The organism is Rheinheimera sp. A13L, assembly GCF_000217935.1.
In the GTDB taxonomy this organism is placed as follows: Bacteria; Pseudomonadota; Gammaproteobacteria; order Enterobacterales; family Alteromonadaceae; genus Pararheinheimera.
On the sequence record NZ_AFHI01000026.1, the window covers coordinates 1 to 14,296 of the forward strand.

Sequence of the window (14,296 nt, forward strand, 5' to 3'; positions counted from 1 at the left end):
GGTTGCGGACCATAGCGAATTATCGACCACCCTTAGCAATATACTGAATCACCTGACCTGATAAGGTTGCCACCATTGGTACTTCAGGCAACTGATCCATATCAAACCATTGTGCTTCTTCTATTTCATCAGGCTGACATACCAGCTCACCTGATTTATAGTCGGCGATAAAAGCCGTCATCAGCGAATGCGGAAAAGGCCAGGGCTGGCTGCCCATATAACGTAAGTTAGTGATCTCAATGCCTACTTCTTCTTTTACCTCGCGCACAGCGGCTTGTTCCAGCGTTTCGGCAGACTCCACAAAACCAGCCAGAATCGAAAAGAAGCCTGTTTTATGTCGGGCCGAACGGGCGAGCAGCAATTGATTTTTGTCATTAACTACAGCAATCAGCACACAAGGGTTAATTCTGGGGTAACAACGGTGGCCACACTTATGACAAAGCGCTGCAAGCTCCCAGTTCACCAGATGCATCGAACTGCCACATTGACCACAGTATCGATGTGTTTGTACAAACAGAGCCACCTGGCAGGCTCTGGCTGCGTGCTCAAAGATAGCTGCGGACTGTTGCAATAACACCCGAGCATTATGCCATTGCTCTTCTGTTTCTGGTCTGTCGGTGTAATTCAGCAGATAACAATCCACACCATCAATAGCACCGAGCAAACTCAAAGGTTCACTGCCATCTAAAAAATCAGGCAACTGGTCATAACGACACAGAGGTGGCGGTGAATCAACAGAATGCAGCCAGATTTTGCCCTGACTGACAATATACCAGTGACCATACAAGCCAGCTGTAGCAGGCACATTGTGCTTGATCATTTTTTGTTTTACTCCACCACTTATTAGTGCAAACAAGCGTATGATAGAGCCAAAGACTGAACCGACCAATAAAAAAGTAGTTGATCTTTATCCGAGAATTCTTTTAATTAGAGGTTCTGAGCAGTAAGTCACTTGAGTAAGGGGAAGTATATGTACACCCGTTTAGAGTCAGCACAGCAGAAATGGGGTGGCAGCCTGACAGCTATAGATAACTGGCTGGATGAAAGGCAGCGCCTGATTGTCCGTTATTGTGAGCTGGCTGCATTGCCTCCTTTTGACAAAAAAAGTGGGAATTCTTTGCCTGATTTGGCCGATATTCAGCACTTTTGCCAGTTGCTGATGGATTATTTATCCGCAGGTCATTTTGAAGTTTATGAACAAATTGTGTCGCAATGTGCAGTGAATGGTCATGATAGCCGCAAGCTGGCAGATGCCTTGTATCCAAAAATTGCAAAATCTACTGATATGGCACTTGAGTTTAATGACAAATATGCCGAAGCCGATGGTCAAACTTTATCAAAGAACTTTGACCGTGATTTGTCTATTTTAGGCCAGGCTCTGGTAGAACGTTTTGATTTCGAAGATGAGCTGATTCAGACTTTACATAACAAGCATTCCAACGCAGTATCTGCCTGAGTTAATTCAGTTTTCATTGCCCTAACAAAAGCAAAAAGCGACCATCAGGTCGCTTTTTTTATCTGGCTAAAAATTACTTAGCTTCAGCCGGAGCTTCTTCTGCAGGGGCTTCTTCGCCAATGCCTAATAATTCAACGTCAAATACTAAAACGCTGTTTGCAGGGATAGTACCCATGTCACGCTCACCGTAAGCTAAATCGCTAGGGATAGTGAATTTGAACTTAGAACCAACGCTCATTAACTGCACGCCTTCAGTCCAGCCTTTGATCACCTGGTTTAACGGGAACTGAGCAGGACCACGTTCTTTTGAGCTGTCAAATTCAGTGCCATCGACCAGAGTACCAGTGTAGTGCACACGAACTACGTCAGTTGCAGCAGGTTTTGGACCCTCAGCAGCCTGAACTACTTCATACTGTAAACCTGACTCAGTGACTTTTACGCCTTCTTTCTTAGCGTTGGTTTCTAAAAATGCTTTACCAGCGGCCACGTTTTGTTCAGCCTGAGCTTTCGCCACTTCAACTTGTTTTTCACGGGCTGTTTGTTCCAGCGCCATCATCACTTTCTGAACTTCTTCTTCAGTCAGTTGAGCTTTACCAGCTAACTGATCCTGAATACCACGTACTATAGTTTCAGAAACTAAAGGTAAACCTAATTTTTCATGTTCCTGAATGGTAGTGTCGATAAAACGACCAGCAGATACACCTAAGCTGTAAGATTGTTTTGCAGTGTCAGTATCTAAAACCAGAGGTTTTGGCTGCTCAGCTTCTTTATTACAAGCAGACAAAGTTAAAACGGTAGCCGCAATCAGCGACACCTTAGTTAATAAACGCATGTATTTCTCCAATAAATAAGCAGGTTTGGCTGCAAAATTGTGTTTTAATAAGTTTAAAGGTTTTATGCAACGTCCCTATACTAACGGTTTGTGCTAATGACGTTAACCCATAGCGGTAAATATCTGATAATTTTTCTGGCAATTGGTCTCTTTGCCTGCTCAGAAGTTCAACCCAAATCTGTGCGACAAGTGCTGCATAGCGAAACGCCCTCTTATGGCGCTGCTATTAACGACAAAACAACGCTGGTTGCTGTGTCTGCTTTAGACGCAGGCGTCACAGTCTGGGACCTGCAAAAAGATACAGCTTTGTATTCGCTGGGTCATCAGGAAAAAACCAATAATCAGATTTTGTCTTTATCATTGAGCCCGGATGGCAGTCATTTATTAACAGGTGACAGCAAAGATTTTGCCTTATGGCAAATGAATGATGGCCGCAACATTGGTTTTTGGTCGGTGCAAGACGCCACTATCCGCGATTTAGCAGTGTCTGACTTTGGTCGTCATCTGCTGGTAGGTCAAAGCGATGGCAAGGTGCAACATATCACCTTAAGTTCAGGGCGCCGCATTGAGTTTTTAGGTCATACCGAAAATGTGAATTCAGTCGATATGTCAGCCAATGGCCGTTTTGCTTTAACAGGCTCTAACGATCATTATGCCTATTTATGGGATACAGAAACGGCGCAGATTATTCATAGCTTCCCGCATCCAAACCGGGTGACTAAAGTAACGCTGGATCAACAAGGTCGTTATGCCTTTAGTGCAGGCAGCGAATTACAAGGTTTTATCTGGGATTTAAAAACAGGTAAACAACTCAGCCAGCTTGAATTAGCCAGAGCACAAATTATTACCGCCGCCCGCTTTAGTCCAAACGGCAAATGGCTGGTCACAGGTTCTCCATCCAGAGCCTTAATTTTATGGGATGTGGCAACAGGGAAAAAAGTACAGCAGTGGCAAGTCAGGGCTATTCTAAATAGCAGGCCAGCAAGCGCTGTGATCCATGCAGTGGCATTTTTAAATGACAGCCAGATTATCAGCGAAAGTTCCAGTGGCGTAGCCGAAGTATGGGAGATTAAACAATGACAGAAAAAGTAGTGGAATTGCAGCAACAACTTATTGATCTGGAGAGCAAACTGGCTTTTCAGGAAGATGTGGTGCAAACGCTGAATGACGAGTTACATGAACATCAGAAAAGCATCGAAAAGCTGCAACGGCAAGTGATGCTGCTGGCGGAAAAAATCAGCAAGGGTAACGATAGTGGCATTTTACGTGTAGACGAAGAGCCACCACCACCGCACTATTAATCAGGTTTAAACACCCCTATTACCTGTTCAGCAGCACGGGATGCTTTTGCCACCTGCTGTTCGGGTTGTGCCATATGATGGCCACATTGTACACATTCTACTTTTTCCACATTGTTTTCAATAAACAACATCAAGGTGTCTACAGCTTTACATTGTGGGCAGGTTGCACCAGCGATAAAGCGTTTTTTCTTTCTTTCCGTCATGTTTTTACTCTCCAAACTGGGCTTTTATCGCATCAATACCGCTTGTGCTCTTGGTTTGTCGCCACTTTGCGATTAGAGTAGCAACCAATTTTCGTCCGGGCTAAAACACCATGATCCAACTGCAAAACGTCGAACTGCGACGCGGTATTAATTGCTTACTGCAACAGGCCGATCTTACCGTATTTCCAGGCCAAAAGGTCGGAATAATTGGCGCCAACGGTTGCGGCAAATCCAGTCTTTTTGCTTTGTTGCAACAAAAACTGCAACCAGACGCCGGTTCTGTCTCTATTCCATCCAGTTGGACTATCTCCACAGTAGCGCAGGAAACCCCGGCTTTGGATATGTCGGCCATGGACTATGTGCTGCAAGGTGACGAAAAACTGTTTCCTTTGTTACAGCAATTAAAAATTACCGACGGCAGTGTCGATTTGGCAGCAGTGCATCATCAGATTGACGCTTTAGATGGCTACAGAGCTGAAGCCAAAGCCGGTGTTTTATTGGATGGCCTGGGTTTTAGTGGTGCAGCGCAGCAACACAGTGTGAAGTCATTTTCAGGTGGCTGGCGTATGCGTTTAAACCTGGCCAAAGCCCTGATGCAACCTGCCGAATTATTGTTATTGGATGAACCCACCAACCACTTAGATTTAGACGCTGTGCTGTGGCTGGAAAAATATCTGGCTTCTTACACTGGTACTTTGTTACTGATCAGCCACGACCGCGACTTCCTGGACGCTGTGATTGATAATACGGTGCATATCGACAATCAGACTTTAACTTTATACAAAGGCAACTACAGCCAGTTTGAACGTCAGCGCGCCGAACATTTATCGCAACACCAGTCAATGTTTGAGAAACAACAACGCCAGGTGGCGCATCTGCAAAAGTATATTGACCGTTTCCGCGCTCAGGCCACTAAAGCCAAACAAGCGCAAAGCCGGATCAAAGCGCTGGAACGCATGACGTTATTGGCTCCTGCCCATGCCGACTCCCCTTTTCAGTTTGAGTTTTTAGACCCACGCTCTTTACCTAACCCTTTGCTGAAGATGGAAAACGTCAAAGCTGGTTATGGTGATACGCCTATTTTGCAGCAGATTAACTTTCAGTTGCTGCCAGGTAGCCGTATAGGTTTGCTGGGTCGCAACGGCGCGGGTAAATCGACGCTGATAAAAATGTTATCCGGCTCTTTAACACCACAAGCCGGTGAGATTTGGTATGCCAACGGCGTCAGTATTGGTTATTTTGCCCAGCACCAGCTGGAAACCTTAAGACCACAGGATTCACCTTTACAGCATTTAGTGCGTTTAGCGCCGGATGCAACTGAACAACAACTGCGTGATTATATTGGTGGTTTTGGTTTTCATGGCGACAAAGCCCTATCAGCCTGCGCACCTTTTTCCGGTGGTGAAAAAGCTCGTCTGGTACTGGCGTTACTGGTGTATCAGCGCCCTAACCTGCTGTTGCTGGATGAACCGACCAACCACTTAGATTTGGATATGCGTGAAGCCATCGTTATGGCGTTGCAAAGCTTTGAAGGCGCTATTGTGGTGGTATCGCATGACAGACATTTACTCAGCAGCACCACAGATGAATTTTATCTGGTGGCGCATGGCAAAGTAGCGCCTTTTGCCGGTGATTTATCGGATTATTATCAGTGGTTGCAACAGGATCAACGCGCCAGTAATGCAGCTTCTGCCCCTGATGACAGCGTAACAGCTAACAGTGCACAAAATCGTAAAGATCAAAAACGGCTGGAAGCAGAGCTGCGTACTTTACAACGGCCTTTAAAGCAAAAAATTGAAAAGCTGGAGCAACAACAAGAAAAACTGCACCAGCAACAACAGCTGATTGAAACCGCTTTGGCCGATGCCGGGATTTACGACGCGGTTCGTAAAGCTGAACTGACTAAAACATTGGCCGAGCAAACAAAAGTCCAAAAGGAATTATCTGAAGTGGAAGAACAATGGTTCGAAGCTCAGGAAGCATGGGAGCAACAAAGTGCAGAATTCTGGCAAAAAAATTCTTAGTTCTGAGCAGTTCTGGCGGTACAGCCTGAGCTTGTATCCGGCTATTAAAGACTTGTGCCTGCAATGGCAGGACAACTATGGTGTGAATATTAACCTGCTGCTGTTTTTACTCTATCTGGACAAACAACAGCAAAGTGTAAGCGAAGCTCAACTGCTACAGCTGGAAGATTTATTGAAGCACTTCAGCACTGAGGTCACCCAGTCTATCCGGGCCTTACGCCGCACTTTACCTTCGCCCTGGTTGGAATCCGATATGCAGCAGCCTTTACGCCAGCAGTTGCTTAATACAGAGCTTGCGGCGGAAAAACTGGAACAGCAGTTATTGGTGCAGCAATTTAATCAGCTGGGTCTGACTGACGATCTGTTGCCTTACAGCCAGCTCCTGGATCACTATTTAGTGTTGATCCAAGCCCCGGTTGAGCAGCTGGACGCTGAAATTCTTGATCTGTATCAACAAAGCCAGCAGTTGGAGAGCCTGTAAAATCCAACTTTGATCTATATCAGGTTTAGCTTGTGTTGTTGTCTCTAGACTTAGCCTATCAGACAACAGCGAGGGCTAGATCATGAACTTATGGCAGGAATTTATTAACGACCCGGTTATTTTTATATCCTTTACCGGTCTGGCGTTGGTGATTGGCTTATGCCTGTTTTACGCTGGCTACTTTTTATATAAAACTTCACACGCGGAATAGTGATAATTAAAAAACATGCTCTGTAAGAACGTGTTAATACAGAGCATGTTTCGAATTCGACTCAATCAGTTTGCAAGATCATCTATTAGGGCAGATGGAGACGGTAGTTTTTTAACGCATATAGCCATAGAGGGTTTGAACCTAACTCTAGGTGGAAAGCCTCTCCGATAATTGCTTTCTCAATGAGTGGACAAATTCTCTCGCCTCCTCAGTATCACAGCCCGTAGCCGCCTTATAAGTATTCACTGCCTTGTCTACGTCATCACTACAAATCGATACCAAGAAATCAGAGAGCGATTGTGAGCCCCCCATAGCTTTAGTCTTTTGACCTAAAAGAATCCTTTCCCGAATATCGTAAACAAGGTGAAGCATGTAAAGTAGATAGATAACTAAAAATGTATTTCCTATATTACTTTCCATAAGGCCTCCAATCCTTTCATTGGATTAAAAAGCTTTGTTGTGCGATAGAAGAGAACCTGGAAAAGGTTCTCTTCAGTGATAGTACTACCGGGTAAACATTTTGTACCCTGCATAAAATGCCAACCCAGACATCCCAATAACAATCAGAGGGCCAGCGGCAAAAGCAGCACCTACCCCCATGGTAGCCCAACCAAGACCGAACTTAGCAACGCCCATACCGCCTAAAATGCCAACTGCTTCTGCGCTGCTCAGTCCAGCACCACTTACCTCTTCAACTTGCTCTAATGTTAATTCACGCATAGTATCTCTCCTTGAGATTCACTAAGTTTAGCAATCCGTTTCCAGATTGCGACCAGCTGATACAGCCAGACACTTATCACCATGTCGTTCAGCAAACGCTGTGGCAACCTGCATCAGCTTAGGCATGCAGGCAGCCTTTAAATTAACCATTAATAAACAATTAAATCACTAAAAAGACACAAATCAATTTCCCGATAAAGTGATCCGCATAACAATCGTACAGATTTATGGACAGGCTGGACGCAGTTCAGTCTGTGTTGGTTAAGCAGACCATTCAGCAAGCAGCTTTTCAGTGAACGAAGACACTAGCGCATAAATAGTCAATTGCGGATTAGCGCCCAAGCTGGAGGGTAAAACAGAACCATCAAATACAGACAAGTTTTCCAGCTGATGATGGCGGCCCTGCAGGTTTACTACCCCTTTGCCCGCATTGGCACTCATATTACAGCCGCCCATCACATGAGCCGATGCCAGAGTAGCACGGTATTTTTGCAGTGGCAGCGCTTTAATAGCCTCGCGGGCCTGAGCCCAGCTGGAATATAAAACAGCATCCTGATGAACAGGTAATACCGACTTAGCACCAGCCGCAAACTGCAACTCGGCCATAGCCAGATAAGCATCCTGTACACCTTGCCACAGATAATCTGAAAGAGGGTAATCCAGCATGGGCTCGCCCTGATCAGACAACAACACAGTGCCACCCTGACTATCCGAATGAAAACCATCGCGCAATAGCGCAATAACCACCTGCAGCTGATTAAACTGCTGCATCAAAGCAGCGTGGGACTGTGCTAAGCCTGTTAACTTGGTTGCCATTAACACCGGATGCAGTGGCGGCACTTCCAGCTTAAAGCCCATCTGCCCGTTCGAAGGCCAGACAAACTGGTCGGAATAAATCGACTGGGGCGCGCCACTATGCCCGGCTATCACTTCGTCAAACAAAGCACCGGACATCACACTGGGGTGCAGGTACGTATGTTTACCTAACCGACCTGAAGGATTAGGCACTTTGGAGCGCAGCAGCAAAGCAGGTGAACCTATAGCACCAGCGGCTACTATGTAATGTTTTGCTTTAAAGCACAGCTTTACTCTGAAATCAGGCTGAAAATGCGGGTCTACAGGCACAGCAACTAATGATTGTACTTGCCCATTCTGCCATTTCAGCTCACGGGCCGATACCCGGCTTATCAGCATAGCGCCTGCCTGCATAGCAGACGGAATAGTGCTGACCAACATGGATTGTTTAGCATTAATAGGGCAGCCCATACCACAATAGCCCAGATTGGCGCAGCCGCTGACATTGCGGTTAATCACAGTGTATTGCCAGCCTAAAGCTTCACAGCCTTGTTTCAGCTTATCGTTATTGGCATTAGGTGGCACTGGCCATGGATGGATATTTAGCCGCTGTTCGGCCTGTTGAAAATAAGGCGCTAAATTGTCTGAGTTAAAATCAGAACCAAATTCAGCACGCCAGTACTCCAATGTTTTTTCCGGGGTGCGAATAGAAGTAGTCCAGTTGACCGTCGTAGAGCCACCTACAGTGCGGCCTTGCAATATACCTATGCTTTGATCCAGGGTTTTACGGCCAGCTCCATCCTGATACAAAGCAGGATAAGCCCAGCGCTCCTGCTGCTGAAAGTCTTTGCCTTCATATAAAGCGCCCATTTCCAGAATAATCACTTTAAGGCCGGCTAAACTCAGCTGTTCAGCCGCCATAGCGCCACCGGCGCCAGAGCCTACTATCACCACGTCTGCTTCAAACTGCTTATCTGCAGTGAAAGTGGAAGCATCCAGATAAGACCAGCCAGTAGTCATACCATCGGCAATCAGATTTTTCATGGATTAAACTCCGGCGCGCTATAACCCAAAGCCAACCAATGCTGAGGCTGCCCATAAAAGGCTCCGTAAATCAGTTCGCGCAAACCGCTAAACGCTTGTTGTAACAAAGAAAAATAACTGTCGCGCCAGCTTACTAACAAATCCAGACGCTGCGACAGCGGCAAATCTGCCAGCTGCAACCACTGCCCTGTTAATGCCAGCAGCGCCAGATCCTGCTGCAGTAACTGAAACAACTGATCGAGTTGTTGCTGCTGATGTTGAGGTAAATAGGCCAGAAAGTCTAAGACCGCATCCCGGCTTTGCTGCAACGACCACTGTTGCGAGACAGGATCTGCAGGTAGAGCCCCCATCAGCACAGCGGGTAATAACGCATCCAATACCAGAACAGCCGCATTGTCACTGCCTTGCAGACTTTGATACTGATATACTGCGTACCCTGTGCTGGCAGCTACTGTCAGCGCAAGAGAGCGGAAAATAAACTGGCGTCTGTTCATTGCTGTTGTGGTCCGGCCAGAGAAAGTGACTTTGATTGTTAAGTAGGACTGTTGATTTTGCAAGCCCCTGAAATTGTAAAACTTCCCCCGGCTTTTAAACCGGCATGGTGGTTACGTAACTGCCATCTGCAAACCATAGTGGCCAAATATCTGGCGCCTCGTCGCGCTTTGACGACAGAAACAGAAATGCTGGCATTACCGGATGGCGATCATATACAGCTGAACTGGACAGAAAACCCGGAGCAGGCGGCAGATAAGCCAATAGTGCTGGTGTTGCATGGTCTGGAAGGCAATATTCATAGCCACTATGCAGCTGGTATGTTGTACGCATTACAGCAACAAGGCTTTATTGCGGTTTTAATGCATTTCCGCGGTTGTAATGGTGTCGCCAACCGACTGCCGCGAGCCTATCATTCAGGGGATACCGCAGATCTGGCCTATTTGGTTGCTCAGCTTCAGCTGCGTTATCCGGGTCGTCAGCTGGCCGCTGTTGGCTTTTCTTTAGGCGGCAATGTGTTGGTGAAGTATTGTGGCGAACAGGGAGCTCAATGTGTTTTAAAGGCTGCTATAGCTGTATCTGCCCCCTTGGCCCTGGCTCCCAGTGCACAGCGTATCAATCAGGCTGGCAGTAAAGTCTATCAGCGGTATCTGTTGGGCCGCTTAAAAGCCACTATGCTGCGTAAACTGGAAAGACATAAAGATTTTCCTTTGCCCGTCAGTAAAGCCCAAATTCTGGCGTTAAAAACCATCCGGGACTTTGATGATTTACTGACAGCACCCTTGCACGGTTTTCAGAATGCCGATGACTATTATCAAAAATCCAGTGGCAAAGCTTTTTTAAAACAAGTGCGTGTGCCTTTGTTACTGGTGCATGCCAAAGATGATCCATTTTTATCACCAGCTGTATTACCCAAAGCTGATGAAATGCCACCTTATGTGCAGTTGTTGTTATCCCGCCATGGTGGCCATGTTGGTTTTGTTACCGGCAATACACCTTTTAAAGCGGAGTATTATCTGGAGCAACAGCTGCCACCTTACCTTAGCCAATTTTTAGGAAACCACTGATGTTACTGATCCCCTATCAGGAATTGTCCGCAGATACGCTCGATGGCCTGATCGAAGCTTTTGTATTACGTGAGGGCACTGAGTATGGTGAACAGGATATAAGCCTGAGCGATAAAGTGGCTCAGGTGAAACTTCAGCTTCAAGCCGACCAGCTGGTGATCTTGTATTCAGAGTTACACGAAAGTGTGGACATCATTACCAAACAGCAATGGCGACAACTGGTAAAACAAGGTGAGCTGGAGAATGGCGCCTTCTGAAATCAGCCTAAAGTCCGGGTTGCACTATGGGCCCGGATCAGTTCTGTCCATGGTACTTCAGAGCGGCCTATGACCATAAAGTCGGGATTGGATAAGGTTTCACGCTGGTTATAACTTAAAGGCGCAAACTGACTGTCCAGAATTTTGCCACCCGCTTCTTCAACTATCACATGCACAGCTGCCGTATCCCATTCGCCTGTTGGGCCTAAACGTAAGTAACAATCGGCGCCACCTTCAGCCACTAAACAGCTTTTCAGTGAACAGCTGCCTAAAGCAATAAATTCTGAACTGGCCGGAGTGTTGAGCAACTGATGAATATGCTCAATGGGTTGACGACGGCTGACTGCTATTTTAAGCACATCACCAGGTTGATGCTGATTGACCTGAATACGATTGATTAAATGTTGTTGCTGTTTAAAGGCGCCATTACCACGGGTAGCGTAATACCAGATTTTTTCTTTCGGCCAGTAAATAACCCCCAATACAGGCCAGCCATGTTCCACCAGCGCTATGCTGACGGCAAAATCGCCACTGCGGGCAATAAACTCCTGGGTGCCATCCATAGGGTCAATCAGCCAATAGCGTGGCCAATCCTGGCGCTGGCGCAGCGGCAGTAAATGCATTTCTTCAGAGACAACTGGAATTTCCGGAGCAAGTTCAGTTAAGGCATGCAAAATCAGCGCATTGGCAGCTAAATCAGCGCTGGTGACAGGACTTTCATCCGCTTTATTTTTGGATTCAAAGTCGCCACTCTGGTACATAGACCACAAGGTATCCCCAGCTGCACGAGCTGCGTCTTTGACTGGTTCTAATAACCTACTTAAAAACATCCTGATGCTTGTCCAGATAATCTCGGGCTAAAAACAAAGCCGCTACACTGCGGGCCTCAGTGAAATCGCTTTGATCTAACAACTCAAACTGCTGTTGCCACTGCCAGGGCACAAGTTCCAAAGGTTCGGGCTCATCACCTGGCAGGCTGGATGCTGTTAAATCCAATGCCAATACAATATGCATTGTAGCACTAAAGTAACCTGGAGCTAAGGCAACGGTTTTTAACGGAATTAATCGAGCCGCTTTAAATCCTATTTCTTCCTGCAGTTCACGGTTGGCTGCTTCAGCTGCAGTTTCGCCCGGGTCAATAAGGCCTTTAGGGAAACCTAACTGGTAATCATGGGTACCGGCACAGTATTCACGGATCAGATAAAAATGCTGAGGATCAGGGCAAGCCACCACCATCACGGCACCACGGCTACCGCCTTTCATTCGCTCGTAAGTACGTTTTTCGCCGTTGCTGAATTGCAGATCCAACTGTTCAATTTTAAACAGCCGACTTTCAGCGACCAGTTTCTGCTCTAAAATTTGCGGTTTTTCTTTGTCGCTGTCGCGCTGCGCCATAAAACTGCCTCTGCTACAATGGGCCATCGTCTTACTATAAATGGATTAGCTGGAAAAACCTATGCTGGACTGGAGACAAATTGATACCGTTTTGCTGGATATGGACGGTACTTTGCTGGATTTACACTTTGACAACTACTTCTGGCTGGAGCATTTACCAAAACGCTGGGCAGAACTCAGTGGCATTAGTCTGACAGACGCCAAACAGCAGCTTGAAGCACAGTACCATGAACTCAACGGTAAAATTGAGTGGTATTGCCTGGATTACTGGACCAAAAGACTGGCGCTGCCTATCACTGCATTAAAACGTGAAGTGATGGATAAAATTCAGATGCGCGCCGATACACCGGCTTTTTTAACAGCGTTAAAAAACTCGGGCCGCCAAGTGATACTGGTGACCAATGCCCACCCGGATTCGTTGTCACTCAAAATAGAGCGCACTGAGCTTGCCAGCTACATAGACATACTGGTGTCGACTCATGAATTTGGTGTGACAAAAGAACAACAGGAGCTTTGGCAACAGCTGCAACAGCGTTTTGGTTTTGACCCTAAACGCACTTTATTTGTCGATGACAGCCTGCCTATTTTGCAGTCCGCTCAACGTTTTGGTATTGGCCATTTATTGGCAGTCGCCAATCCTGACAGCCAGAAACCCAGCAGAGCTATCACTGAGTTTCCAGCTATAGAAGATTATTCGGTGTTACTGGCGGAGATTAGCGGTACAGCTAGTTGCTCTGTAACTTCAGAGTAAAACGCCCTTCAGCGTCCGGCTGGCCAACAAACTGCATCGCCTGATGCACTTCTTTTGGCAAGCTGGCGTCTGGTTTCATAGTGCCGTTAAGCTGGTATTTCCCCTGCTCACCTATTAAAGCCGTGACATTCAGCGCCAACGGATTACCGGGTTCAGTCACCAGTTGCAACTGGCCTTGTTCACAACTTAAGTTGGCATCTATGGCTTTTAAATCGATCCAGCCCGATGGCGCCTGAAATTTTGCCTCGAGCCAGCTGGCTTTGCCTGCCAGTTGTTCACACCAGGGCTGCCCCATACTGAAATTCTGAATATTCAGCAACATATTGCCACTGGCCGCCACCTGAAATGGCAAACGTAATTTCAGTAAAGGCACTATAGGCTCTACAGGTAAACGTAACTGACTTGATTGCAGTTCCAGACCGGAGAAACCATAAGACAACTGAGCTTTGGCATAAGGCAAAGTGGTTTGCCGGATTTGGCCTATATCCAAATTCAACGCCAGTTTTCCCATCAATAAAGACCAGGGCTTCAATTGCCAGCTAACCTGGGGTAACACATAGCCATTCAGCGACACCGCCTGCACCTGACCTTGCCATAAAGTGCCGGTTACAGGGCCTAATTGCACTTGTGCAGGTAAAGAGATTAACTTTAACCACCAGGCAGCTGGTGCCAGCAGTACTAAAAACACCAGATAAAGGCCAATAGCAGCAGGTATTATTTTTTTATAATTCATTTACGACTCAACTAATAAACGACGAACACGTACCATGCCCGGGGCATCGGCCACTGCCAGATCCAGTTGCACTATGCTGACATTATGCTGGTACTGCAAAGCATGCAGCCAGGTCAACAGTTGATCAAAACTAATATCGTTCAGCATCACCTGCATCTGATCATTTTGTGGCTGCATCCGGCTGACCTGAATCTTATGAGTACGGGCACTGGAGCTAATTATATCAGTCAGACTACCCTGCACTTTGGTCTGTGTGGATACCACAGGAAAATTGCTGACCTGCAACAACTGCTGACTGACCTGTTGCAACTGCACTTGTTGACTTTGGTAACTGAGGTGTAACGGAGCCCACAGCAGCCAATAAAAAGCCGCCAGAGCTAAAGTGACACCAGCCCCCAGCACCAACTGTTGTTCACGTTTTTGTAGCGATAGCCACCAGCTTTGCAGTGGTTGCATACGGCTCATAGGTTACCTCCATGTGCCGCACCCTGAATGGCAGCCTGCGGCTGTGAAAATTGTCTATCCTGCCAATTT

The 14,296-nt window shown here is 46.6% G+C and carries 19 protein-coding genes; 9 read left to right on the forward strand and 10 right to left on the reverse strand.

Going from position 1 to position 14,296, the window contains the following annotated elements:
- Window positions 1–19: 19 nt before the first annotated feature.
- A complete protein-coding gene (nudC, locus tag RHEIN_RS13985) occupies window positions 20–820 on the reverse strand; it encodes an NAD(+) diphosphatase (protein ID WP_008899625.1) in 801 nt (266 codons plus the stop codon).
- Between the two features lie 150 nt (window positions 821–970).
- On the opposite strand from nudC, the gene RHEIN_RS13990 reads away from it, so the two are divergent.
- Entirely contained in the window at window positions 971–1,456 is a 486-nt protein-coding gene (locus tag RHEIN_RS13990) for an Rsd/AlgQ family anti-sigma factor (protein ID WP_008899626.1), read from the forward strand.
- A 73-nt stretch (window positions 1,457–1,529) separates the two neighbouring features.
- Here RHEIN_RS13990 and RHEIN_RS13995 read toward each other — a convergent pair whose 3' ends face one another.
- Window positions 1,530–2,288, reverse strand: a complete 759-nt coding sequence (locus RHEIN_RS13995; RefSeq protein WP_008899627.1) for an FKBP-type peptidyl-prolyl cis-trans isomerase — start codon at window positions 2,286–2,288, stop codon at window positions 1,530–1,532.
- Window positions 2,289–2,384: 96 nt separating this feature from the next.
- On the opposite strand from RHEIN_RS13995, the gene RHEIN_RS14000 reads away from it, so the two are divergent.
- Window positions 2,385–3,368 (forward strand): WD40 repeat domain-containing protein, encoded by a 984-nt coding sequence (locus RHEIN_RS14000; protein WP_008899628.1) that lies wholly within the window; start codon window positions 2,385–2,387, stop codon window positions 3,366–3,368.
- The gene (locus RHEIN_RS14005; RefSeq protein WP_008899629.1) at window positions 3,365–3,589 is read left to right on the forward strand and encodes a SlyX family protein; all 225 of its coding nucleotides are present in this window, start codon (window positions 3,365–3,367) and stop codon (window positions 3,587–3,589) included. Before RHEIN_RS14000 ends, RHEIN_RS14005 begins: the two co-directional genes overlap by 4 nt.
- Here the strand turns inward: RHEIN_RS14005 and RHEIN_RS14010 are convergent.
- Window positions 3,586–3,792 (reverse strand): YheV family putative zinc ribbon protein, encoded by a 207-nt coding sequence (locus RHEIN_RS14010; protein WP_008899630.1) that lies wholly within the window; start codon window positions 3,790–3,792, stop codon window positions 3,586–3,588. The genes RHEIN_RS14005 and RHEIN_RS14010 overlap by 4 nt on opposite strands.
- A gap of 110 nt (window positions 3,793–3,902) precedes the next feature.
- On the opposite strand from RHEIN_RS14010, the gene RHEIN_RS14015 reads away from it, so the two are divergent.
- The 3 genes from RHEIN_RS14015 (at window position 3,903) to RHEIN_RS20735 (ending at window position 6,508) form a co-directional block, all read left to right on the forward strand.
- Window positions 3,903–5,816 (forward strand): ABC transporter ATP-binding protein, encoded by a 1,914-nt coding sequence (locus RHEIN_RS14015; RefSeq protein WP_008899631.1) that lies wholly within the window; start codon window positions 3,903–3,905, stop codon window positions 5,814–5,816.
- Window positions 5,788–6,297 carry a TIGR02444 family protein gene (locus RHEIN_RS14020; RefSeq protein ID WP_008899632.1) on the forward strand — a complete coding sequence of 170 codons (510 nt, stop codon included), beginning with the start codon at window positions 5,788–5,790 and terminating at the stop codon, window positions 6,295–6,297. The genes RHEIN_RS14015 and RHEIN_RS14020 overlap by 29 nt, the downstream gene beginning before the upstream one ends.
- A gap of 82 nt (window positions 6,298–6,379) precedes the next feature.
- On the forward strand, window positions 6,380–6,508 hold the full coding sequence (locus RHEIN_RS20735) for a DUF3149 domain-containing protein (protein ID WP_008899633.1): 129 nt from the start codon (window positions 6,380–6,382) through the stop codon (window positions 6,506–6,508).
- A 504-nt stretch (window positions 6,509–7,012) separates the two neighbouring features.
- Here the strand turns inward: RHEIN_RS20735 and RHEIN_RS14030 are convergent.
- The 3 genes from RHEIN_RS14030 to RHEIN_RS14040 all read right to left on the reverse strand — a co-directional run bounded on the left by RHEIN_RS14030 (window position 7,013) and on the right by RHEIN_RS14040 (window position 9,561).
- A complete protein-coding gene (locus RHEIN_RS14030) occupies window positions 7,013–7,228 on the reverse strand; it encodes a hypothetical protein (RefSeq protein WP_008899635.1) in 216 nt (71 codons plus the stop codon).
- A 261-nt stretch (window positions 7,229–7,489) separates the two neighbouring features.
- Window positions 7,490–9,067, reverse strand: a complete 1,578-nt coding sequence (locus tag RHEIN_RS14035) for a GMC family oxidoreductase (protein WP_008899637.1) — start codon at window positions 9,065–9,067, stop codon at window positions 7,490–7,492.
- Window positions 9,064–9,561, reverse strand: coding sequence for a hypothetical protein (locus tag RHEIN_RS14040; protein WP_008899638.1), 498 nt, complete (start codon window positions 9,559–9,561; stop codon window positions 9,064–9,066). The genes RHEIN_RS14035 and RHEIN_RS14040 overlap by 4 nt, the downstream gene beginning before the upstream one ends.
- 57 nt (window positions 9,562–9,618) lie before the next feature.
- Between RHEIN_RS14040 and RHEIN_RS14045 the strand changes: the two genes are divergently transcribed.
- Both RHEIN_RS14045 and RHEIN_RS14050 read left to right on the forward strand, forming a co-directional pair.
- On the forward strand, window positions 9,619–10,626 hold the full coding sequence (locus tag RHEIN_RS14045) for a hydrolase (RefSeq protein WP_008899639.1): 1,008 nt from the start codon (window positions 9,619–9,621) through the stop codon (window positions 10,624–10,626).
- Complete coding sequence (locus tag RHEIN_RS14050) at window positions 10,626–10,883, forward strand: YheU family protein (RefSeq protein ID WP_008899640.1); 258 nt, start codon at window positions 10,626–10,628, stop codon at window positions 10,881–10,883. Before RHEIN_RS14045 ends, RHEIN_RS14050 begins: the two co-directional genes overlap by 1 nt.
- A gap of 2 nt (window positions 10,884–10,885) precedes the next feature.
- Here the strand turns inward: RHEIN_RS14050 and cysQ are convergent, their stop codons facing one another.
- Together cysQ and nudE are read right to left on the reverse strand one after the other, a co-directional pair.
- Window positions 10,886–11,713: a 3'(2'),5'-bisphosphate nucleotidase CysQ gene (gene cysQ, locus RHEIN_RS14055; protein ID WP_008899641.1), complete on the reverse strand. Its 828-nt coding sequence runs from the start codon at window positions 11,711–11,713 to the stop codon at window positions 10,886–10,888.
- The gene (gene nudE, locus RHEIN_RS14060) at window positions 11,700–12,278 is read right to left on the reverse strand and encodes an ADP compounds hydrolase NudE (protein ID WP_008899642.1); all 579 of its coding nucleotides are present in this window, start codon (window positions 12,276–12,278) and stop codon (window positions 11,700–11,702) included. The genes cysQ and nudE overlap by 14 nt, the downstream gene beginning before the upstream one ends.
- Window positions 12,279–12,339: 61 nt before the next feature.
- On the opposite strand from nudE, the gene yrfG reads away from it, so the two are divergent.
- A complete protein-coding gene (gene yrfG, locus RHEIN_RS14065) occupies window positions 12,340–13,029 on the forward strand; it encodes a GMP/IMP nucleotidase (RefSeq protein WP_008899643.1) in 690 nt (229 codons plus the stop codon).
- On the opposite strand, the gene RHEIN_RS14070 is transcribed toward yrfG, so the two are convergent.
- Entirely contained in the window at window positions 13,004–13,762 is a 759-nt protein-coding gene (locus RHEIN_RS14070; RefSeq protein WP_008899644.1) for a type II secretion system protein N, read from the reverse strand. The genes yrfG and RHEIN_RS14070 overlap by 26 nt on opposite strands.
- Entirely contained in the window at window positions 13,763–14,227 is a 465-nt protein-coding gene (gene gspM, locus RHEIN_RS14075; protein WP_008899645.1) for a type II secretion system protein GspM, read from the reverse strand. It lies immediately after the preceding gene.
- Window positions 14,228–14,296 lie beyond the last annotated feature (69 nt).

Coding starts and splice junctions, on each gene's coding strand:
- gspM (WP_008899645.1), bottom strand. CDS start 14,227: ATGAGCCGTATGCAACCACTGCAAAGCTGGTGGCTATCGCTACAAAAA.
- nudC (WP_008899625.1), bottom strand. CDS start 820: ATGATCAAGCACAATGTGCCTGCTACAGCTGGCTTGTATGGTCACTGG.
- RHEIN_RS14000 (WP_008899628.1), top strand. CDS start 2,385: ATGACGTTAACCCATAGCGGTAAATATCTGATAATTTTTCTGGCAATT.
- RHEIN_RS14030 (WP_008899635.1), bottom strand. CDS start 7,228: ATGCGTGAATTAACATTAGAGCAAGTTGAAGAGGTAAGTGGTGCTGGA.
- RHEIN_RS14005 (WP_008899629.1), top strand. CDS start 3,365: ATGACAGAAAAAGTAGTGGAATTGCAGCAACAACTTATTGATCTGGAG.
- RHEIN_RS14050 (WP_008899640.1), top strand. CDS start 10,626: ATGTTACTGATCCCCTATCAGGAATTGTCCGCAGATACGCTCGATGGC.
- RHEIN_RS13990 (WP_008899626.1), top strand. CDS start 971: ATGTACACCCGTTTAGAGTCAGCACAGCAGAAATGGGGTGGCAGCCTG.
- yrfG (WP_008899643.1), top strand. CDS start 12,340: ATGCTGGACTGGAGACAAATTGATACCGTTTTGCTGGATATGGACGGT.
- RHEIN_RS14070 (WP_008899644.1), bottom strand. CDS start 13,762: ATGAATTATAAAAAAATAATACCTGCTGCTATTGGCCTTTATCTGGTG.
- RHEIN_RS14010 (WP_008899630.1), bottom strand. CDS start 3,792: ATGACGGAAAGAAAGAAAAAACGCTTTATCGCTGGTGCAACCTGCCCA.
- RHEIN_RS13995 (WP_008899627.1), bottom strand. CDS start 2,288: ATGCGTTTATTAACTAAGGTGTCGCTGATTGCGGCTACCGTTTTAACT.
- RHEIN_RS14040 (WP_008899638.1), bottom strand. CDS start 9,561: ATGAACAGACGCCAGTTTATTTTCCGCTCTCTTGCGCTGACAGTAGCT.
- nudE (WP_008899642.1), bottom strand. CDS start 12,278: ATGGCGCAGCGCGACAGCGACAAAGAAAAACCGCAAATTTTAGAGCAG.
- RHEIN_RS14015 (WP_008899631.1), top strand. CDS start 3,903: ATGATCCAACTGCAAAACGTCGAACTGCGACGCGGTATTAATTGCTTA.
- RHEIN_RS20735 (WP_008899633.1), top strand. CDS start 6,380: ATGAACTTATGGCAGGAATTTATTAACGACCCGGTTATTTTTATATCC.
- cysQ (WP_008899641.1), bottom strand. CDS start 11,713: ATGTTTTTAAGTAGGTTATTAGAACCAGTCAAAGACGCAGCTCGTGCA.
- RHEIN_RS14035 (WP_008899637.1), bottom strand. CDS start 9,067: ATGAAAAATCTGATTGCCGATGGTATGACTACTGGCTGGTCTTATCTG.